General features: G+C 49.0%; 17 protein-coding genes, 2 tRNA genes and 3 other RNA genes. 11 read left to right on the top strand and 11 right to left on the bottom strand.

The window, feature by feature from the left end; translation table 11 throughout:
* Positions 1–51 precede the first annotated feature (51 nt).
* The 7 genes from E6P06_RS16405 to E6P06_RS16375 all read right to left on the bottom strand — a co-directional run bounded on the left by E6P06_RS16405 (position 52) and on the right by E6P06_RS16375 (position 2,295).
* Positions 52–183: non-coding RNA, RtT sRNA (locus tag E6P06_RS16405), on the bottom strand.
* A 44-nt stretch (positions 184–227) separates the two neighbouring features.
* Positions 228–359: non-coding RNA, RtT sRNA (locus E6P06_RS16400), on the bottom strand.
* A 44-nt stretch (positions 360–403) separates the two neighbouring features.
* Positions 404–488 (bottom strand) — tRNA-Tyr (locus E6P06_RS16395).
* A 36-nt stretch (positions 489–524) separates the two neighbouring features.
* A non-coding RNA gene (locus tag E6P06_RS16390) (RtT sRNA) lies at positions 525–656 on the bottom strand.
* Between the two features lie 44 nt (positions 657–700).
* A tRNA-Tyr gene (locus E6P06_RS16385) sits at positions 701–785 on the bottom strand.
* A 156-nt stretch (positions 786–941) separates the two neighbouring features.
* Positions 942–1,784 carry a formyltetrahydrofolate deformylase gene (gene purU / locus E6P06_RS16380; RefSeq protein WP_003020737.1) on the bottom strand — a complete coding sequence of 281 codons (843 nt, stop codon included), beginning with the start codon at positions 1,782–1,784 and terminating at the stop codon, positions 942–944.
* A gap of 55 nt (positions 1,785–1,839) precedes the next feature.
* Positions 1,840–2,295, bottom strand: coding sequence for a YchJ family protein (locus E6P06_RS16375; RefSeq protein ID WP_016150345.1), 456 nt, complete (start codon positions 2,293–2,295; stop codon positions 1,840–1,842).
* A 111-nt stretch (positions 2,296–2,406) separates the two neighbouring features.
* Between E6P06_RS16375 and rssA the strand changes: the two genes are divergently transcribed.
* From rssA to galU, 3 genes are all read left to right on the top strand, one after another.
* The gene (gene rssA, locus E6P06_RS16370; protein WP_003020732.1) at positions 2,407–3,318 is read left to right on the top strand and encodes a patatin-like phospholipase RssA; all 912 of its coding nucleotides are present in this window, start codon (positions 2,407–2,409) and stop codon (positions 3,316–3,318) included.
* 90 nt (positions 3,319–3,408) lie between these two features.
* On the top strand, positions 3,409–4,422 hold the full coding sequence (rssB, locus tag E6P06_RS16365; RefSeq protein ID WP_139935457.1) for a two-component system response regulator RssB: 1,014 nt from the start codon (positions 3,409–3,411) through the stop codon (positions 4,420–4,422).
* A gap of 204 nt (positions 4,423–4,626) precedes the next feature.
* Complete coding sequence (galU, locus tag E6P06_RS16360; protein WP_003020727.1) at positions 4,627–5,535, top strand: UTP--glucose-1-phosphate uridylyltransferase GalU; 909 nt, start codon at positions 4,627–4,629, stop codon at positions 5,533–5,535.
* 136 nt (positions 5,536–5,671) lie between these two features.
* On the opposite strand, the gene hns is transcribed toward galU, so the two are convergent.
* The gene (gene hns / locus E6P06_RS16355; protein ID WP_003020723.1) at positions 5,672–6,085 is read right to left on the bottom strand and encodes a histone-like nucleoid-structuring protein H-NS; all 414 of its coding nucleotides are present in this window, start codon (positions 6,083–6,085) and stop codon (positions 5,672–5,674) included.
* A 610-nt stretch (positions 6,086–6,695) separates the two neighbouring features.
* Here hns and tdk point away from each other — a divergent pair.
* On the top strand, positions 6,696–7,313 hold the full coding sequence (tdk, locus tag E6P06_RS16350; protein ID WP_003020720.1) for a thymidine kinase: 618 nt from the start codon (positions 6,696–6,698) through the stop codon (positions 7,311–7,313).
* 237 nt (positions 7,314–7,550) lie between these two features.
* Here the strand turns inward: tdk and adhE are convergent, their stop codons facing one another.
* The gene (gene adhE / locus E6P06_RS16345; protein ID WP_003020717.1) at positions 7,551–10,229 is read right to left on the bottom strand and encodes a bifunctional acetaldehyde-CoA/alcohol dehydrogenase; all 2,679 of its coding nucleotides are present in this window, start codon (positions 10,227–10,229) and stop codon (positions 7,551–7,553) included.
* A 487-nt stretch (positions 10,230–10,716) separates the two neighbouring features.
* Here adhE and ychE point away from each other — a divergent pair, with 487 nt between their 5' ends.
* The 7 genes from ychE (at position 10,717) to E6P06_RS16305 (ending at position 18,641) form a co-directional block, all read left to right on the top strand.
* Positions 10,717–11,364: an NAAT family transporter YchE gene (gene ychE, locus E6P06_RS16340; RefSeq protein WP_003020714.1), complete on the top strand. Its 648-nt coding sequence runs from the start codon at positions 10,717–10,719 to the stop codon at positions 11,362–11,364.
* 771 nt (positions 11,365–12,135) lie between these two features.
* Entirely contained in the window at positions 12,136–13,767 is a 1,632-nt protein-coding gene (gene oppA, locus E6P06_RS16330) for an oligopeptide ABC transporter substrate-binding protein OppA (protein ID WP_003844005.1), read from the top strand.
* Positions 13,768–13,889: 122 nt separating this feature from the next.
* Entirely contained in the window at positions 13,890–14,810 is a 921-nt protein-coding gene (oppB, locus tag E6P06_RS16325) for an oligopeptide ABC transporter permease OppB (RefSeq protein ID WP_003020708.1), read from the top strand.
* A gap of 14 nt (positions 14,811–14,824) precedes the next feature.
* A complete protein-coding gene (oppC, locus tag E6P06_RS16320; protein ID WP_003020701.1) occupies positions 14,825–15,733 on the top strand; it encodes an oligopeptide ABC transporter permease OppC in 909 nt (302 codons plus the stop codon).
* Positions 15,734–15,744: 11 nt separating this feature from the next.
* Positions 15,745–16,758: a murein tripeptide/oligopeptide ABC transporter ATP-binding protein OppD gene (gene oppD / locus E6P06_RS16315; RefSeq protein WP_003833364.1), complete on the top strand. Its 1,014-nt coding sequence runs from the start codon at positions 15,745–15,747 to the stop codon at positions 16,756–16,758.
* The gene (gene oppF, locus E6P06_RS16310; protein WP_003020696.1) at positions 16,755–17,759 is read left to right on the top strand and encodes a murein tripeptide/oligopeptide ABC transporter ATP-binding protein OppF; all 1,005 of its coding nucleotides are present in this window, start codon (positions 16,755–16,757) and stop codon (positions 17,757–17,759) included. The genes oppD and oppF overlap by 4 nt, the downstream gene beginning before the upstream one ends.
* Positions 17,760–17,804: 45 nt before the next feature.
* Positions 17,805–18,641: an ion transporter gene (locus E6P06_RS16305; RefSeq protein WP_003020693.1), complete on the top strand. Its 837-nt coding sequence runs from the start codon at positions 17,805–17,807 to the stop codon at positions 18,639–18,641.
* 37 nt (positions 18,642–18,678) lie between these two features.
* Here E6P06_RS16305 and E6P06_RS16300 read toward each other — a convergent pair whose 3' ends face one another.
* Positions 18,679–19,008: an HI1450 family dsDNA-mimic protein gene (locus tag E6P06_RS16300; RefSeq protein WP_003020691.1), complete on the bottom strand. Its 330-nt coding sequence runs from the start codon at positions 19,006–19,008 to the stop codon at positions 18,679–18,681.
* 34 nt (positions 19,009–19,042) lie between these two features.
* Complete coding sequence (cls, locus tag E6P06_RS16295) at positions 19,043–20,503, bottom strand: cardiolipin synthase (RefSeq protein WP_003020687.1); 1,461 nt, start codon at positions 20,501–20,503, stop codon at positions 19,043–19,045.
* Positions 20,504–20,516 lie beyond the last annotated feature (13 nt).

Genomic DNA, 20,516 nt, shown 5'->3' with positions numbered 1-20,516 from the left:
CAAATAAAGGGCATTGCAGTTGGTTTGGGGTGTTGATTCTTTATAAAGTGATGGTGGTGGGGGAAGGATTACTCAGCGCTGCGCGCTTCGCCCTTCGGGTCGTTGCCTGCGGCAACGCTTTCTCGCTAACGCTCGAATCGAACCTTGTTCGAAGCTTCTCATCCTTCCCGAATAGGAAGAATTTGGGGCATTGCAGATTGATTTTGTGTTGGTGCTTTATGAAGTGATGGTGGTGGGGGAAGGATTACTCAGCGCTGCGCGCTTCACCCTTCGGGTCGTTGCCTACGGCAACGCTTTCTCGCTAACGCTCGAATCGAACCTTGGTCGAAGCTTCTCATCCTTCCCGAATAGGAAGAATATGGAGCATTGCAGATTGATTATGTGTTGGTACTTTATGAAGTGATGGTGGTGGGGGAAGGATTCGAACCTTCGAAGTCGATGACGGCAGATTTACAGTCTGCTCCCTTTGGCCGCTCGGGAACCCCACCAGGGGTATACTAATTTTGTGAGTCTAAAAGAATGAATGGTGGTGGGGGAAGGATTATTCGTCGCTTCGCTCCTTACCCTTCGGGCCGTTGCCGTTGGCAACGTTCTCTCGCTTTCGCTCGAGTCGAACCTTAATCGAAGGTTCTCACCCTTCCCCGACAAGTGCAAACTTCTGTATTGCTCACCGGGATAACTACATCGCTGTAGTAAAAAATGGTGGTGGGGGAAGGATTCGAACCTTCGAAGTCGATGACGGCAGATTTACAGTCTGCTCCCTTTGGCCGCTCGGGAACCCCACCACGGGGTAATGCTAATTACTGGCCTGCTTCCGTTGGAAGCGGGGCGCATCATATCAAATGATGCGCCCCTGTAAAGCATTCCGTTGATAAAAAAGAACTGGTTGCCTGATTTTTACACGTAAAGATGTAAAGGTAACCAATTAACTTATCAATCGATTACAGAATAATCGTTCGGTTACCGTAAACAAAGACGCGCTGAGCCAGAACCTGATACAGCGCACGGCTTAAAACATTTTTTTCAACGTCGCGACCCGCGCGCATCATATCTTCGGCAGTGTAGGTGTGATCAACATGGATCACGTCCTGCATAATGATTGGGCCTTCATCAAGGTTATCATTTACGTAGTGGGCCGTCGCGCCGATGATTTTCACGCCGCGCTCATAAGCTTGATGGTACGGGCGAGCACCAATGAATGCTGGCAGGAATGAATGGTGAATATTGATAATTTTATTTGGGAAGCGTGAAACAAATGTCGGGGTCAGAACGCGCATGTATTTAGCCAGCACGACATAGTCCGGCTGGTGGGCGTCGATAGCGTCAGCCATTTTCTGATCATGTTCGTCACGTGTTAAACCTTCATGGCTGACCAGCTCAAACGGAATATCAAACCGTTCAACCAGAGGACGCAACGTCTCGTGATTGCCGATCACCGCGGCGATTTCAACATCCAGCCCGCCATAATTGGCCTTCATTAACAGATCGCCCAGGCAATGCGCTTCCTTAGTGACCAAAATGACGATGCGGCGGCGGCCTGCTGGGGTTAATTCACGAATTGAGCCTTCAGGTAAGGCGCTGTCCAGATCGGCAAGCAGCGTGACGTCGTTAAAAATGCCCTCCAGTTCGGTGCGCATAAAAAAGCGTCCGGTGCGGTGGTCCACAAACTCATTGTTCTGCACGATGTTCAGTTCATGCTTGTAACAGATATTCGTAATGCGCGCGATCAGACCTTTTTGGTCCGGGCAAATAGTACGCAGCACTTTTCTTTGTAATGAATGCATTTGCAGCGGTGATCCTGTTGAGAATGTTTGCAAAATTGATACTGTCGGGCGTTGATTAGCCGCAGCACTTTTTAAATTTTTTACCGGAGCCACAAGGGCAGGTATCGTTTCGTCCAATTTGAGGGCGTGTACCGTCTATATAGTACCACTGACCGTTTTCTTTTAAAAAACGAGAGCGCTCGATAATTGCACCTGTTTTACCTTGTTCAGAAAACCGCGCGACAAAACTGACATAGCCGATATCTTCTGTGTCTGCCGTCTCTTGTTCAAAAACGGTCAGTCCGAGCCATTCTGTATGACTAAATCCTGCGATAATGTCGTCGCGAAACGAGGCCGCATGACAATCTGGATGCCAGGTTTTGATCAGGTAATCTGCGTCTTTCATCACAAAAGCACAGTAACGAGAACGCATGAGGTGTGACGGCGTAGGTGCTACTTGCGCGCCGGACACATAACGGTAGCAACATAGGCTATACTCGACAGCGCTACCACAGGGACAAAGCTGAGACACAAAGTACTCCCTGGAATATAAAAACGGCGTAAAAACGCCAGAGTGGCACTATGTTAACTGAGCGGTAGCGATGTTGCTACGTCTGCAAGCCAGGGGAAGTTTGTACGTATAATGAGAAAAATAAAAATTGGGCTGGCGCTAGGTTCCGGCGCGGCGCGAGGTTGGTCGCATATTGGGGTTATTAAAGCCCTTAAGCATATGGGCATCGATGTTGATATCGTGGCAGGGTGCTCCATCGGTTCGCTGGTTGGCGCTGCCTACGCCTGCAACAAGTTGCCTGCTCTTGAAAAGTGGGTATGTTCTTTCAGCTATTGGGATGTTTTACGGCTGATGGATCTCTCGTGGCGCAGGGGAGGTTTACTGCGCGGTGAACGGGTATTCAATCAGTACCGTAATGTCATGCCGGTAGAAGCAATTGAGCAATGCACACGCCGTTTCGCAACAGTTGCTACTAATCTGAGTACGGGGCGGGAGCTGTGGTTTACCGAAGGTGATTTGCATCTGGCTGTCCGAGCCTCCTGTAGTATTCCTGGTCTGATGTCTCCCGTGGCGCATAATGGTTACTGGCTGGTCGATGGCGCGGTGGTGAATCCCGTCCCAGTATCCCTGACTCGTGCGTTGGGGGCCGATATTGTTATCGCGGTCGACCTGCAACACGATGCGCATCTCATGCAACAAGATTTACTCTCCTTCAACGTCAATAGCGATGCCGAATCGGGTAATGATGCTGACGAGCTTTCATGGCATGCCCGCCTGAAAGAGCGATTGAGCAACATTACGGCCAGGCGTGCGGTCACGGCACCGACGGCGATGGAGATCATGACGACGTCTATTCAGGTTCTGGAAAATCGTCTGAAACGTAACCGCATGGCCGGCGACCCTCCAGACATACTGATTCAGCCGTTTTGTCCACAAATATCCACGCTGGATTTTCACCGCGCCAGTGCAGCAATTGCTGCCGGGCAGTTGGCGGTCGAGAAGAAAATGGATGAACTTCTACCCCTGGTGAAAACCAACGTCTAACGCATTTTTTATCAACACTTAAGCAAATTCTGACAGGCGTGAGTGGCAATAGCATGCCACTATTTATTAAAGCCAGTCAGGGGGGAGAATATGACGCAGCCATTGGTCGGAAAACAGATTCTTATCGTTGAGGATGAGCCGGTATTTCGCTCACTCATGGACTCATGGTTTTCCTCTTTGGGAGCGACAACGGCGGTGGCTGGCGACGGGCTTGAAGCACTTGAACTACTTGGACACTTCACACCAGATCTGATGATTTGCGATCTGGCTATGCCAAGAATGAACGGCCTCAAACTGGTTGAGTATCTACGCAATCGTGGCGATCAGACCCCGATACTGGTGATTTCTGCGACGGAAAACATGTCCGACATAGCCAAAGCGCTACGACTCGGGGTGGATGATGTCCTATTGAAGCCGGTGAAAGACCTTAATCGCTTGAGAGAAACCGTCTTTGCATGTCTTTATCCCAACATGTTTAATTCACGCGTGGAAGAAGAAGAGCGGCTGTTTCGCGACTGGGATGCGATGGTGGACGATCCTGCCGCCGCCGCGAAGCTGCTAAAAGAATTACAGCCTCCAGTGTCGCAAGTGATTTCGCACTGCCGCATTAACTATCGACAATTGGTAGTAGCCGACCAACCGGGGCTGGTGCTGGATATTGCGCCGCTGTCGGATCATGACCTTGCATTCTATTGCCTTGATGTGACGCGGGCAGGGGATAATGGCGTTTTGGCTGCATTATTATTGCGGGCGCTATTTAATGGTTTACTGCAGGAGCAACTGACACAACAAAATCAGCGGTTGCCGGAGTTAGGTACGTTATTGAAACAGGTAAATCATTTGTTGCGGCAAGCAAATTTACCAGGGCAGTTTCCCTTGCTGGTGGGGTATTACCACAGCGGATTAAAAAATCTGATTCTGGTATCTGCAGGGCTGAATGCGACATTAAATACAGGTTTCCACCAAGTGCAAATCAGCAATGGCGTTCCGCTGGGTACCTTAGGTAATACGTATCTTAATCAGTTGAGCCAACATTGTGAGTCATGGCAATGCCAAATATGGGGGGCGGGAGGGCGCCTGCGCTTGATGTTGTCTGCGGAATGAACAATTGAGAGGCGTGCAAATGAAATTGGTTCACCCTCCCTGTGCTGTGAGTGCTACTATCAGCGCCAGATTTATTCGTATTTATCTTAATTATACCGACGCGCGTCCTTTTCAGACCAGAAGTTTGTCGCTGTACTGATATACTCGGATGCGATACAGAATGATGAACACGTTCAATACATGAACAGTCCAGGAGAGTTTTAAATGGCTGCCCTTAATTCAAAAGTCAAAAAAGCCGTTATCCCAGTTGCGGGATTAGGAACCAGGATGTTACCGGCTACGAAAGCAATCCCGAAAGAGATGCTACCGTTGGTTGATAAGCCATTAATTCAGTACGTCGTAAACGAATGTATTGCTGCGGGCATCACTGAAATTGTACTTGTAACTCACTCGTCTAAAAATTCTATTGAAAACCACTTCGATACCAGCTTTGAACTTGAAGCGATGCTGGAAAAACGTGTAAAACGTCAGCTGCTGGAAGAAGTGCAATCTATTTGCCCGCCGCATGTGACTATTATGCAGGTGCGTCAGGGTCTGGCAAAAGGTCTGGGCCACGCAGTATTGTGCGCGCACCCTGTGGTTGGCGATGAACCGGTTGCTGTAATCCTGCCGGACGTAATTCTTGACGAATACGAATCTGATTTATCCCGCGACAACCTTGCCGAAATGATTCATCGCTTTGATGAAACAGGTAGCAGCCAGATTATGGTTGAGCCGGTAGAAGATGTTACGGCTTATGGTGTTGTTGATTGTAAAGGCGTTGAATTATCCCCGGGCGAAAGTGTCCCGATGGTTGGCGTGGTTGAAAAACCAAAAGCTGACGTAGCGCCTTCTAATCTGGCCGTTGTGGGTCGTTACGTTCTTAGTGCCGATATCTGGCCTCTGCTGGCTAAAACGCCTCCGGGAGCGGGTGATGAAATTCAGTTGACAGATGCAATCGATATGCTGATTGAAAAAGAGACGGTTGAAGCTTATCACATGAAGGGCAAAAGCCATGACTGTGGTAATAAACTGGGCTATATGCAGGCGTTCGTCGAATATGGTATTCGCCATAATACTCTCGGCGCTGAATTTAAAGCCTGGCTGGAAGACGAGATGGGTATTAAGAAGTAACCTTCTGGCATTATCTGGTCAGAACGGCGCTGTATTAACAGCGCCATTTTTTTATACCTAATCCGGGTAAGGCTGAGCGAAGTACCAGTAAAAAAAATCCCGCCAATGGCGGGATTTTAAGCAAAGTATTTCTGAATTATTCCTTGATCAGGAAATCGTCCAGTTGTTTACCTTGCTCTTCCATCGCTTTTTTGATCACTGCCGGCGTACGACCCTGGCCAGTCCAGGTTTTAGTTTCACCGTTTTCGTCAACATAGCTATATTTAGCCGGACGTGCAGCGCGTTTAGCTTTGGTGCCAGATTTAACAGCAGCCATGCTATTCAGCAGTTCGTTCGGATCAATGCCGTCAGCGATCAGCATTTCACGATATTGTTGCAGTTTACGAGTGCGTTCTTCAACTTCAGCCGCAGCAGCGCTTTCTTCTTCGCGACGCTCGCTAACTACAACTTCTAATTTTTCCAGCATTTCCTCAAGCGTTTCCAGAGTGCATTCTCTTGCCTGCGCACGAAGAGTACGGATGTTGTTCAGAATTTTAAGTGCTTCGCTCATTGTAGTAATCTCAAACTTATATTGGGGTGGTTTGTTGAGCTAATAATAGAGCGATAAATTCAGTTGTGCAATAGCCAGGAATGTAAGGAATTCAAAATTGCGCTTTATTTAGTAACAGAATTAATTCTCCTGTCTTAAATTCCCCATGATGTTGGGCATAAAAAAGGCTTATTGGCGAGGGGGCTTCTCAGCGGTTGAGAGTAGAAATTCAAGATTCAGGTCACATTTTATGGTGTACAAATAGTATCTCTTTGCAGTGATTTCAACCTTTTGTATTAGTTTTGCTTACGTGAATTCGCTAATACATGCTGAGAGTGGGTAGATTCAATAACAATATGGGAAGGGTTTCTTTATTGCCGTATGATGATAAGTGACATTGATAAATTTCATGAGCACTATTTGTGAAAGAGAGTGTATATACGCGTCCGAGCTTGGGCTGTATGGTCGATGGTTGTATGCTCTCTCACAACCTGTTACTGAAATTCAGGCGGCACTGAGCGGGCTTGCCCGCGCATTTATACGCCTTTGGGCGCAACGCTACACCGACACTTTCATGAAATATGATACAATCCCGCGCATATTTATTTCCCCATGTGAGGGCCTTCGGTCAATGGCACAGCTATATTTTTACTATTCTGCAATGAATGCCGGTAAGTCGACTGCATTGCTGCAATCTTCGTACAATTATCAGGAACGTGGGATGCGTGCTGTTGTATATACAGCGGAAATTGATGACCGTTTTGGTGCTGGAAAAGTAAGTTCACGTATAGGTCTGTCGTCGCCTGCAAAATTGTTTAACCAAAATTCATCATTGTACGAAGAGATTCGTGCTGAAAATGAGCAGCAAAGAATTCACTGTGTACTGGTTGATGAGTCACAGTTTCTGACTCGACAACAGGTTTATGAATTATCTGAAGTTGTCGATCGGCTGGATATTCCCGTGTTGTGCTATGGCTTACGCACAGATTTCCGTGGTGAATTATTTGGCGGCAGCGAATACCTGCTTGCGTGGTCTGATAAGCTCGTTGAATTAAAAACCATTTGTTTCTGTGGGCGTAAGGCCAGCATGGTTTTACGTCTTGATCAGTCTGGAAGGCCCTATAACGAGGGCGAGCAGGTGGTTATTGGCGGGAATGAACGCTATGTGTCGGTATGCCGTAAACACTACAAACAGGCGCAGTCTGAGGGCTCTCTGACGGCGATACAAGAACGACACAGCCACGATTAACCCTGCAGGCTTCTGAGCGCTTATAAATACAGGGTAGGCCGGGACATTCGTCAATGTCCTCTACCCTGTCAGACTCTCTTCTGACGGCTATTCTCACATCTTCCTGAATACATCTCTTACCGTGCCATTCTATTCACATGGTTAAATTGGGGATCACTCAATTTTCATAACACAAGACGAAAAAAAACGGTCCCAACTGGGACCGTTTATGGTGAAACTAAAACTTATCTGAGAAAATTAAGCGGATTTCTTCGCTTTCTTTTCTGCTTTCGGTGCAGCTACTGCTTCAGTCTTAGCGGTAGTCTGGCCTTCGCTGTACTCACGACCGTAGTATGTATCCAGCAGGATCTGTTTCAGTTCAGCAATCAGCGGGTAACGTGGGTTTGCACCAGTACACTGGTCATCAAACGCATCTTCAGACAGTTTGTCCACGTGTGCCAGGAAGTCAGCTTCCTGAACGCCAGCTTCACGGATAGACTTAGGAATACCCAGCTCAGCTTTGATTTCTTCCAGCCAGCCCAGCAGTTTCTGGATTTTCGCGGCAGTACGGTCGCCCGGTGCGCTCAGACCCAGATGGTCTGCGATTTCAGCGTAGCGACGGCGTGCCTGCGGACGGTCGTACTGGCTGAATGCAGTCTGTTTAGTCGGGTTGTCGTTCGCGTTATAACGAATAACGTTGCTGATCAGCAGGGCGTTCGCCAGACCGTGAGGAATGTGGAACTGAGAACCCAGTTTGTGCGCCATTGAGTGACATACACCCAGGAAGGCGTTAGCAAACGCGATACCGGCGATGGTTGCTGCACTGTGTACACGCTCACGTGCTACCGGGTTCTTAGAACCTTCATGGTAGGACGCCGGCAGGTTTTCTTTCAGCAGTTTCAGCGCTTGCAGAGCCTGACCGTCGGAGAACTCAGAAGCCAGTACGGAAACGTAAGCTTCCAGAGCGTGAGTGACGGCATCGAGACCACCGAACGCACACAGGGACTTCGGCATATCCATCACCAGGTTGGCGTCAACAATCGCCATATCCGGAGTCAGCGCATAGTCTGCCAGCGGGTATTTCTGCCCAGTTGCATCGTCAGTAACAACCGCAAACGGAGTCACTTCAGAACCGGTACCGGAAGTGGTGGTGACGGCGACCATCTTCGCTTTCACACCCATTTTCGGGAACTTGTAGATACGTTTACGGATGTCCATAAAGCGCAGCGCCAGTTCTTCGAAGTGAGTTTCCGGGTGCTCGTACATAACCCACATGATTTTCGCGGCGTCCATCGGGGAACCGCCGCCCAGCGCGATGATTACGTCTGGTTTGAAGGAGTTAGCCAGCTCAGCACCTTTGCGAACAACGGTCAGAGTCGGGTCAGCTTCAACTTCAAAGAACACTTCGGTTTCAACACCAGCAGCTTTCAGAACGGAGGTGATCTGGTCTGCATAACCGTTGTTGAACAGGAAGCGGTCGGTCACGATCAGCGCACGTTTGTGACCATCGGTAATCACTTCATCCAGTGCGATTGGCAGAGAGCCACGACGGAAGTAGATAGATTTCGGAAGTTTGTGCCACAACATGTTTTCAGCTCGCTTAGCAACGGTTTTCTTGTTGATCAGGTGTTTAGGACCAACGTTTTCAGAGATGGAGTTACCACCCCAGGAACCACAACCCAGAGTCAGGGAAGGTGCGAGTTTGAAGTTGTACAGGTCACCGATACCACCCTGAGAAGCTGGGGTGTTGATCAGGATACGTGCGGTTTTCATCATCTGGCCGAAGTAAGCAACACGTTCTGGCTGGTTGTCCTGGTCAGTATACAGGCAAGAGGTATGACCGATACCGCCCATCGCAACCAGTTTTTCAGCTTTAATGACTGCGTCTTCGAAGTCCTTCGCACGGTACATTGCCAGTGTCGGAGACAGTTTTTCATGCGCAAACGGTTCGCTTTCATCGACAACCGTCACTTCACCGATCAGAATCTTAGTGGTTTCTGGTACGGAGAAGCCTGCCAGTTCAGCAATCTTGTATGCCGGCTGACCAACGATAGCTGCGTTCAGTGCGCCATTTTTCAGGATAACGTCCTGGACTGCTTTCAACTCTTTGCCCTGCAGCATGTAGCCGCCGTGAGTCGCAAAACGCTCACGTACTGCATCATATACAGAGTCAACCACGACGACAGACTGCTCAGAAGCACATATTACGCCGTTATCGAAGGTTTTAGACATCAGAACAGATGCAACAGCACGTTTGATATCAGCGGTTTCGTCGATAACAACAGGGGTGTTACCTGCGCCTACGCCGATAGCCGGTTTACCGGAGCTGTATGCCGCTTTAACCATGCCTGGACCACCGGTCGCAAGGATCAGGTTGATGTCCGGGTGGTGCATCAGCGCATTAGACAGTTCAACGGAAGGTTGATCGATCCAGCCGATCAGATCTTTCGGTGCGCCAGCAGCGATTGCAGCTTGCAGAACGATGTCTGCTGCTTTGTTAGTTGCATCTTTTGCACGCGGATGCGGAGAGAAGATGATGGCGTTACGGGTCTTCAGGCTGATCAGCGATTTGAAGATAGCGGTAGAAGTTGGGTTAGTGGTTGGAACGATACCGCAGATGATACCAATTGGTTCCGCAATGGTAATGGTACCGAAAGTGTCGTCTTCAGACAGCACACCACAGGTTTTTTCATCTTTGTAAGCGTTGTAAATGTATTCAGAAGCAAAGTGGTTTTTGATCACTTTATCTTCGACAATACCCATGCCGGATTCGGCAACGGCCATTTTCGCGAGAGGGATTCGAGCGTCTGCGGCAGCCAGAGCGGCGGCGCGGAAGATTTTGTCAACCTGTTCTTGAGTGAAACTGGCATATTCACGCTGGGCTTTTTTTACGCGCTCTACAAGTGCGTTAAGTTCAGCGACATTAGTAACAGCCATGATGCTCTCCTGATAATGTTAAACTTTTTTAGTAAATCATCTGCTCGATACGAGAGTATAGACAGACCGACGAAAATTTGTGTAACGGTTTGAAAATCAAACGGTTAATTAACGTCCACTTTACTTTGATTTACTAAAAGAGCTTGTACGCTAGTGCCAGTTAACTCTAACGCGTTACCTCCAGGTGGCGTAAGCAAGATTACTCACTTCTGAGTAGTAATTGCGTGATCTGGATCAAAAATTCGCAAAGCTGACACCTTTCAGCAGGCCCTTTTAGCGTTTCTCGTCAAGTGTTAATAAATTGACGTAATGAATGCTAATAACGTTAGCATAATTAATACATATTAATAACACTGAGTATTGGTAGCGTATTTACGTAGATATACGAAGATAGAAGGTGAAGTATGCTGACAAAAGGCGTATCTTCAGCGCGGATTTTATCAATTTTTATGACTCATTTTATCCGGCTAACGCTTCGGAGCTAACCGTGATCCAAACGCTATTTGATTTTCCTGTCTATTTTAAATTTTTCATTGGGTTATTTGCGTTGGTCAACCCGGTAGGGATCATCCCTGTCTTTATCAGTATGACCAGTTATCAAACTGCTGCAGCGCGAAACAAAACCAACCTTACGGCAAACCTGTCGGTCGCTATCATTCTGTGGACTTCGCTGTTTCTTGGTGATGGTATTCTGCAACTTTTCGGTATCTCAATAGATTCGTTCAGGATTGCCGGCGGCATTCTGGTTGTGACTATCGCGATGTCAATGATTAGCGGAAAACTAGGGGAAGATAAACAAAACAAACAGGAAAAATCAGAAACCGCAATCCGTGAGAGTATCGGCGTTGTACCGTTGGCATTGCCGTTGATGGCGGGACCGGGGGCGATAAGCTCAACTATTGTTTGGGGTACGCGATATCACAGTGCGATTAACCTGTTTGGCTTTTTTGTCGCGATTGCGCTGTTTGCCCTGTGCTGCTGGGGGCTGTTTCGCATGGCGCCATGGCTGGTACGACTGTTGGGACAAACTGGCATCAACGTCATTACGCGTATTATGGGGCTACTGTTAATGGCCTTGGGTATCGAATTCATTGTTACAGGTATCAAATCCATTTTCCCTGGTTTGCTGGCCTGATATCTCTCTTCTGTACAAACGGAGTCGGTCCCGGCTCCGTTTCCTTTCATTATCAGTAAAACTTCTCACTAAAGTTGAAAATCAGCATAGTGATAATAAAAAATGCTGATGGTTATTCATTTGTTTATTCATTGATTTTATGAATGTAACGCTCATCCATCTGCCAGAGAGAGCCTGATATCGCTGTTATTTAATTAACATCATACTCTGGGGCTTGCTGAAGGATTATCGAAATGTTATTAGTTATTTCAGCGTTTTTTTCAGTTGAATGTGCTAATTAATAACCAATTGTTAAATTTATGTGCATTTTGACGTGGTGTTGACACCTGACAGGGTAGTTAACACCTGACTTGATGTAATTTATTGTTTTTCATGGGTTTATTATAGAAAACCTTCATTCGTAAGACTTTCTTTGTGAGATTTATTTCCAATAAAAGAGAATTGGTTAACAAATTTGTAAAATGTATTGGCGGTTAAGAAACGCATTTGATATTTTCCGGCCAGGTATTATGCAGAAGAATTCACGTTGATGAGAATCATTTGCAGTTAGTTTCTCTCAACAGGGTAATAGCGTGTTTCCGGCAGGGGAGGCACGTAGATAATCGACGTAAGGCAGTCATACGAACCGCCAGAATAAATAAAGTCGGTGATAGCAAGCAGTAAAACAAAAAACGACCTGACGGCAGAAAATCTCCGGTGCCGTACAGTGATCCTGACAGGATTAACAGTCTGGTTAAAAAACCAGCCATAATAATGAGGGAGTACAACACAATGACTAACATCACTAAAAAAAGTTTAGTAGCTGCGGGGATCTTAACTGCGCTAGTCGCTGGAAATGTTGCCACGGCGGCAGTAGTGCCAGCGGGTGTGCAGCTTGCTGAAAAGCAGACTCTGGTGCGTAATAACGGTTCGGAAGTGCAGTCACTCGATCCCCACAAAATCGAAGGTGTACCTGAATCCAACATTAACCGTGACCTGTTTGAAGGTTTATTAATCAGTGATGTCGATGGCAAACCATCGCCGGGCGTGGCTGAAAAATGGGAAAATAAAGATTTTAAAGTCTGGACATTCCATCTGCGTAAAGATGCTAAGTGGTCTGACGGCACGCCTGTTACCGCGCAAGATTTCGTGTATAGCTGGCAACGTTTGGCTAATCCAAATACTGCATCACCGTACGCCAGTTATTTGCAGTACGGTCACATCGTCAATATTGATGATATTATCGCCGGTAAAAAACCGATCACCGATCTCGGTGTAAAAGCTCTCGACGATCATACTTTTGAAGTCACCCTCAGTGAACCTGTTCCTTATTTCTACAAACTGCTTGTGCACTCTTCCGTTTCACCAGTTCCTAGAGCTGCTGTTGAAAAATTCGGCGAGAAGTGGACCCAGCCCGCTAACATCATTACTAACGGTGCGTATAAACTGAAAGACTGGGTTGTGAACGAGCGCATTGTGCTTGAGCGTAATACCAACTATTGGGACAACGCCAAAACGGTTATTAACCAGGTAACCTACCTGCCTATTTCTTCTGAAGTGACTGACGTTAACCGCTATCGCAGCGGTGAAATCGACATGACCTATAACAACATGCCGATTGAGTTATTCCAGAAACTGAAAAAAGAGATCCCGAACGAAGTCCACGTTGACCCGTATCTGTGCACCTATTATTACGAAATCAACAACCAGAAAGCACCGTTCAACGATGTTCGTGTTCGTACCGCCCTGAAGCTGGCGTTGGATCGTGACATTATCGTCAATAAAGTGAAAAACCAGGGTGACCTGCCGGCGTATAGCTTTACTCCTCCATACACCGATGGCGCGAAACTGGTTGAGCCAGAGTGGTTCAAGTGGTCTCAGGAAAAACGTAATGAAGAAGCGAAGAAACTGCTGGCTGAGGCCGGATATACCGCTGAGAAACCGCTGACCTTTGACCTGCTGTATAACACTTCAGATCTGCATAAGAAGCTGGCTATTGCCGCGGCATCTATCTGGAAGAAAAATCTGGGTGCTAATGTGAAGCTGGAAAACCAGGAATGGAAAACGTTCCTCGATACGCGCCATCAGGGCAACTATGATGTTTCACGTGCGGGCTGGTGTGCGGACTATAACGAACCGACGTCCTTCCTGAATATGGTGCTGTCCGACAGCTCCAATAATACCGTCCACTATAAGAGCCCGGCATTTGATAAGCTGATTGCGGATACGCTGAAAGTGACTGATGAAGCGCAGCGCAGCGAACTGTATTCGAAAGCGGAACAGCAGCTGGATAAAGATTCTGCGATTGTACCGGTTTATTACTATGTCAATGCCCGCCTGGTGAAACCATGGGTTGGCGGATACTCCGGTAAAGACCCGATGGATAATATCCACGTTAAAGACTTGTATATTATCAAGCATTAATGGCAAGACGTGGGGCAATCATTTTTGCCCCACAGTGTCTTTTTTCTTCGAACTATTAATACCGCTTTACCTGAACGTCGGGGTTAAAGAGGTATAAAGGCACACGCCAGAAGGTACGGGCAATGTTAAAATTCATATTACGTCGCTGTCTGGAAGCGATTCCGACGCTGTTTATTCTTATTACGATTTCATTCTTTATGATGCGCCTTGCGCCCGGAAGCCCATTCACCGGGGAACGCGCGTTACCGCCAGAGGTGCTGGCGAATATTGAAGCGAAATATCATCTTAACGATCCTATCTCGACGCAGTATTTCAGCTATCTGAAACAGCTGGCGCATGGCGATTTTGGACCATCCTTTAAATATAAAGACTACACGGTTAACGACCTCGTTGCTTCGAGTTTTCCGGTTTCTGCGAAGCTGGGTGCGGCAGCCTTTATTCTGGCGGTACTCGTCGGCGTTAGCGCCGGGGTGATAGCCGCGCTGAAGCAAAATACACGTTGGGATTACACGGTGATGGGGGTGGCAATGACTGGGGTAGTTATCCCCAGTTTCGTGGTCGCTCCCTTATTGGTCATGATATTTGCCATAACTTTGAAATGGCTGCCCGGCGGGGGCTGGAACGGTGGGGCGTTGAAATTTATGATCCTGCCAATGGTGGCCTTGTCACTGGCCTACATCGCCAGTATCGCTCGTATTACTCGCGGTTCGATGATTGAAGTGCTGCACTCTAACTTTATTCGTACCGCGCGCGCCAAAGGGCTGCCGATGCGGCGGATTATTTTCCGCCATGCGTTAAAACCTGCGCTGTTGCCAGTGCTGTCCTATATGGGACCGGCATTTGTCGGCATTATCACTGGTTCGATGGTTATTGAAACCATCTATGGTTTACCTGGCATTGGTCAGTTGTTCGTCAATGGCGCGTTAAACCGCGACTATTCGCTGGTTCTGAGTCTGACCATACTGGTGGGTACTCTGACCATCGTGTTTAACGCGATTGTCGATGTGCTTTATGCCGTTATCGACCCGAAAATTCGTTACTGATACTGGAGCTCGCTATGATGTTAAGTAAGAAAAACAGCGAAGCGCTGGAGAATTTCAGTGAAAAGCTGGAGGTCGAAGGCCGCAGCCTGTGGCAGGACGCGCGTCGACGCTTTATGCATAACCGAGCTGCGGTAGCAAGCCTGGTGGTGCTGGTAATTATTGCGCTGTTCGTGACGCTCGCGCCGATGCTGTCGCAGTTTACCTACTTCGATACTGACTGGGGCATGATGTCCAGCGCGCCGGATACGGAATCAGGCCACTATTTCGGTACTGACTCGTCGGGACGTGACCTGTTGGTACGCGTGGCGATTGGCGGGCGCATCTCGCTAATGGTCGGCATTGCGGCGGCGTTGGTCGCGGTGGTTGTCGGTACACTGTACGGTTCTCTGTCGGGCTACCTCGGCGGAAAAATCGACTCGGTGATGATGCGTCTGCTGGAAATTCTCAACTCCTTCCCGTTCATGTTCTTCGTGATCCTGCTGGTCACCTTCTTTGGTCAAAATATCCTGCTGATTTTTGTCGCTATCGGGATGGTCTCCTGGCTGGATATGGCGCGTATCGTGCGTGGACAAACGCTGAGCCTCAAGCGCAAAGAGTTTATTGAAGCGGCGCAAGTGGGTGGGGTGTCTACCGTGCGTATCGTTATCCGCCATATTGTGCCGAACGTGCTGGGTGTGGTGGTGGTATACGCTTCATTGCTGGTGCCGAGCATGATCCTGTTTGAGTCCTTCCTGAGCTTTTTGGGATTAGGTACGCAGGAGCCGTTAAGTAGCTGGGGCGCTCTGCTCAGTGATGGTGCCAACTCAATGGAAGTCTCACCATGGCTGCTGCTTTTTCCGGCAGGTTTCCTGGTGGTCACTTTGTTCTGTTTTAACTTTATTGGCGATGGCTTGCGTGATGCCCTCGACCCGAAAGACCGTTAAGGAGTGCAGCCATGAGCGTAATTGAAACCTCAACCGCGCCGCTCGCGCAACAACAGGCTAACGCACTGCTGAACGTAAAAGATTTGCGTGTGACGTTCGCTACCCCCGACGGCGATGTAACTGCGGTCAACGATTTAAACTTTTCTCTGCGAGCTGGAGAAACGCTGGGTATTGTCGGAGAATCCGGCTCAGGTAAATCGCAAACGGCCTTTGCCCTGATGGGCCTGCTGGCGGCTAATGGTCGTATCGGGGGCTCCGCTACGTTCAACGGACGTGAAATTCTGAACTTACCGGAACGTGAACTGAACAAACTGCGCGCCGAGCAAATCTCGATGATTTTCCAGGACCCGATGACGTCTCTCAATCCGTACATGCGGGTCGGGGAGCAGTTGATGGAAGTTCTGATGCTGCATAAAGGCATGAGCAAAGCGGAAGCTTTTGAAGAGTCGGTCAGAATGCTGGATGCGGTGAAAATGCCGGAAGCGCGTAAGCGCATGAAAATGTATCCGCATGAATTCTCCGGTGGTATGCGTCAGCGCGTTATGATCGCAATGGCGTTGCTGTGCAGGCCCAAATTACTGATAGCCGATGAACCGACCACTGCGCTCGATGTGACGGTACAGGCGCAAATCATGACGCTGCTGAATGAACTGAAAAGCGAATTCAACACCGCGATTATCATGATCACCCACGATCTGGGGGTTGTTGCCGGTATTTGCGATAAAGTTCTGGTGATGTACGCCGGTCGTACGATGGAATACGGCAGTGCGCGGGATGTCTTTTATAAGCCCGTTCATCCGTATTCGATTGGTTTGCTGAATGCCGTACCTCGTCTGGATGCAGAAGGGGAAGAGATGCTCACGATCCCGGGCAACCCACCGAACCTGCTGCGTCTGCCAAAAGGCTGTCCCTTCCAGCCGCGTTGCCCGCATGCGATGGAAATCTGTAGCAGTGCTCCGCCACTGGAGGAATTTAGTCCAGGCCGTTTGCGCGCCTGCTTTAAGCCGGTGGAGGAACTGGTATGAATGCGGTAACCGAACAACGTAAAGTGCTCCTTGAGATTGCTGACCTTAAAGTCCATTTCGATATTAAAGATGGCAAACAGTGGTTCTGGCAACCATCTAAAACCCTTAAGGCAGTTGATGGCGTAACCCTGCGACTGTATGAGGGCGAAACCCTGGGCGTGGTCGGTGAATCAGGCTGCGGGAAATCGACCTTTGCCCGTGCGATTATCGGCCTGGTGAAGGCCACCGATGGAAAGGTTGCCTGGCTGGGTAAAGATTTACTGGGTATGAAACCCGATGAGTGGCGGGAAGTACGCAGCGATATCCAGATGATTTTCCAGGATCCGCTGGCATCGTTAAACCCGCGCATGACCATTGGTGAAATCATTGCCGAACCGCTGCGTACTTATCATCCGAATCTTCCTGGTCAGGAAGTCCGCGATCGTGTGAAAGCGATGATGATGAAGGTAGGATTACTGCCCAACCTGATTAACCGCTACCCACATGAGTTTTCAGGTGGCCAGTGTCAGCGTATTGGTATTGCCCGCGCGCTGATCCTCGAACCGAAGTTGATTATCTGCGATGAACCCGTTTCGGCGCTGGACGTGTCAATCCAGGCCCAGGTGGTTAACCTGCTGCAACAACTTCAGCGAGAAATGGGATTATCGTTAATCTTCATTGCCCACGACCTCGCGGTGGTTAAACATATCTCCGACCGTGTGCTGGTTATGTATCTCGGACATGCGGTGGAATTAGGGACCTATGACGAGGTGTACCATAACCCGCTGCATCCTTATACCAAAGCGCTGATGTCTGCGGTGCCGATCCCCGATCCGGATCAGGAAAGGAACAAGGTTATCCAGTTGCTGGAAGGCGAGTTACCGTCCCCGATTAACCCTCCTTCCGGTTGCGTGTTCCGTACGCGCTGCCCGATTGCAGGGCCGGAATGCGCAAAAACGCGCCCGGTTCTCGAAGGAAGTTTCCGACACGCAGTTTCCTGCCTGAAAGTAGACCCGCTATAATTCCGAGGGCTGACAAAAGTCAGCCCTTTTTTTGGTGAGGTATCTGTGCCAGGTTTAGTCTCTTCTGTCCGCCGCGCGCTCTTTCGCAAATTATTCGATTTAAACACCCGTTCAGGGCGTCGCTTTGAAGGTATGTGCGCGCTATTCGCCTTGCTCAGCGTTATTGTTATCTTCATTGAGTCCGGAGTAGGGACGCAATACCATTTAACCTTTGAGGAATGGCGCGTTTTTGTCTGGCTGGAGATCTTTATTACTCTGGTCTTTACTCTCGAATATCTTCTGCGCTTATGCTGTTGGGCCAATCCCGCCAAATATGTGTTTAGTTTCTGGGGGATAGTTGACCTTGCCACCATTCTGCCGCTGTATGTGATGTGGCTATGGCCGGAAATCAGTCTGAGTTATGTTTTCGCCTGGCGGGCGATGCGTGTCCTGCGCGTCCTGCGTATTCTCAAGCTGTTGCGCTTTATGCCTTCTCTACGGGTGTTCTGGAATGCGTTAAAAAGTGCCCGACATCAGCTGATGTTGTTCTATTCCTTTATCGCCATTCTGATGGTGGTTTTTGGTGCGATGATGTATCTGATTGAAGGGCCAAAATATGGATTTACTACGCTGAATGCGTCGGTGTATTGGGCGATTGTTACTGTAACCACCGTCGGCTATGGCGATATCACCCCGCACACCCCGTTGGGGCGAATGGTGGCGTCCGTGCTTATCCTGATTGGTTACTCGGTGATTGCGATACCGACGGGATTGATTACCACGCACATGAGCAGTGCGTTCCAGCATCGCGGGCACCAACGAAAATGTCCCCAGTGTCAGCAGGCGCAGCACGAACATAGCGCGCAGTTTTGTAACCGTTGCGGAAGCAAACTACCGGGCTAAAAATGAAAAAAGCTGCGAGAGCAGCTTTTTTGTTTGATTATTCGCGCCAGAGAATATGGCAGAGCTTATGATCTTTTTCGCGACATAATAAAACGCGCGCAAAAATATCGTTAATCTCGCCGTCTTCTGTATCTGCCAGACCAATCACCACTTCGGCAAAGAAATCAGGGTTCAGGTCAAAATCAACATGCTCCTGCCAGTCTTCTGCCGGATCGAATAACTCGGCACCGCCGCGTTCTTCAAACTGCAAATTGAACAGAATGATATCTGCCGGATCGAGGTTATCCGCAGCCAGTTCGAGAAAAATGTCGTAAGCCTGCTCAAGCGTTTCGTCTTCGGTCAGGCGATTGTTCAAATCCATATCCATAATGACTACCTGTTTACTGTCTGATGGGCACGTTTTACAGCAACGGACTAAAGAAGTAAAACAGTCGCTCTGCTATCCGCTGCCAGAGTGGTCGTTTTACCCACAAACGGGCATCAAGTAGGCGGGAACGCGAAATATAATCATCCTGCACGGCGGCGAGATCGCCGCCGAATCCAGCATCGTCAATGACCAGCGTGATTTCAAAATTGAGCCACAGACTGCGCATATCCAGGTTAACGGTACCGACCAGGCTCAGCTCGCCATCGACCAGTACGCTCTTGGTATGCAGCAGGCCGCCTTCGAACTGATAAATTTTAACGCCAGCTGCCAGCAACTCAGTGAAAAAGGCCCGGCTTGCCCAGCCAACCAGCAGGGAATCATTCTTACGCGGAAGAATGATACTGACGTCGACCCCACGCTGTGCTGCCGTACAAATTGCATGCAGCAAATCGTCGCTGGGAACAAAGTAAGGCGTGGTCATAATTAAATATTCGCGCGCTGAATAAGCTGCGGTTAACAGCGCCTGATGAATCAAGTCTTCTGGGAAACCAGGACCCGAGGCAATTGTGTGAATGGTGTGCCCGCTGGCCTGCTCAAACGGCATGATATTGACGTCCGGTGGCGGGGGCAAAATGCGCTTTCCGGTCTCAATTTCCCAGTCGCAAGAATAGACGATGCCCATAGCGGTGGCTACCGGGCCTTCCATTCTTGCCATTAAATCAACCCATTGCCCAACGCCTGCATCTTGTTTGAAGAAGCGCGGATCGACCATGTTCATGCTGCCGGTATACGCAATGTAGTTGTCGATCATGATCATTTTGCGGTGCTGACGCAGGTCCATACGGCGTAAAAATACACGCATCAGGTTCACCTTCAGCGCCTCTACAACTTCGATGCCTGCGTTACGCATCATCGCCGCCCAAGGGCTGCGGAAGAATGCCACGCTGCCGGCGGAGTCCAGCATCAGGCGACAGTGAATGCCACGCCTCGCGGCAGCCATTAACGACTCGGCTACCTGATCGGCCATACCACCCGGCTGCCAGATGTAGAACACCATCTCTATGTTGTGGCGCGCCAGCTGAATATCACGGATTAATGCCTGCATCACGTCATCTGAACTGGTGAGCAGCTGCAGCTGATTTCCCTTAACGCCGGCGATTCCTTGACGACGCTCGCACAGTTTAAATAAGGAGGAGGCGACGCTGCTGTTTTCCTGCGCAAAAATATGCTTACAGGCTTTAAGATCGTTCAGCCACTTGGCCGTTGACGGCCACATTGCCCGGGCGCGTTCGGCGCGGCGTTTACCCAGGTGGAGCTCACCGAAGGACAGATAAGCAATGATCCCTACCAATGGCAGAATATAGATGATCAAAAGCCAGGCCATTGCGGAGGGCACTGCGCGTCGTTTCATTAGAATGCGTAATGTTACGCCAGCAATGAGTACCCAGTAACCCAGAATGACCAGCCAACTCACCACGGTGTAGAAGGTTGTCATAAATTTAAAAATC

It is taken from the genome of Citrobacter sp. CF971, from assembly GCF_006385635.1.
Lineage (GTDB): Bacteria > Pseudomonadota > Gammaproteobacteria > Enterobacterales > Enterobacteriaceae > Citrobacter > Citrobacter freundii.
This window is presented reverse-complemented; position numbering and strand designations above follow the sequence as displayed.